The sequence below is a fragment of the Vibrio sp. 1580 genome (genome assembly GCF_033340055.1).
Genome location: NZ_JAWOVT010000418.1, coordinates 1 through 616 on the forward strand (window position 1 = coordinate 1; position 616 = coordinate 616).

Genomic DNA, 616 nt, shown 5'->3' on the forward strand with positions numbered 1-616 from the left:
TGCTCAAAAGGCTGGAAGTCTGAGCTACGTGCGTGAATGCGCACTTCACCACGTTGGCCGTCATACTTAAAACTGGTGATTTCTAGATCTTTCACCTGACCAAGCGTTGCTGGCAAGGCAGCAAGCCAAGACAACATCGCAACATCTGTTGAGCCACCAGATAAACGGCGCTCTTCATCCGTCATTTGGCGCTTTAAGTAGCTTACGGTCGGAATTCGATTCTTGTTTGGGAAAACCTGACGGAAAATACGTTCGCTTTCTTCACGATAGGCTTGTGCTTGCGCCTCGTACTTGTGGACGACGAGAAGTTGCTGAGCCACGACCACCACTAACAAAACGCCCGCAGCGATAGCCGCCGTTTGCCAAACTTTCCAGTACTTACCCCAAGAAGACTTCGGCTTAAACTCGCCAGTTAACAGGTTCGTTTTACTACTCACGACGCCTTTTGCGAGCAACGCCATCGTCAGCTCTTCTGGCTTAGGACGCCATACACTCTCAACAGTCGATGCTGGCACGGAACTGTAGCATTCGAGTTGCCAACCTTCATGATTTTGCAGGTAAGAAGAGAGATAAAGGTCCAGCCACGCCGAATCCACCACCGCGCCTTCCGTCTCTG

At 51.0% G+C, this 616-nt stretch carries 1 protein-coding gene; it reads right to left on the minus strand.

Going from position 1 to position 616, the window contains the following annotated elements:
* On the minus strand, window positions 1-616 hold a 616-nt coding region (gene gspL, locus R7093_RS26335), incomplete at both ends, for a type II secretion system protein GspL (protein WP_318147163.1).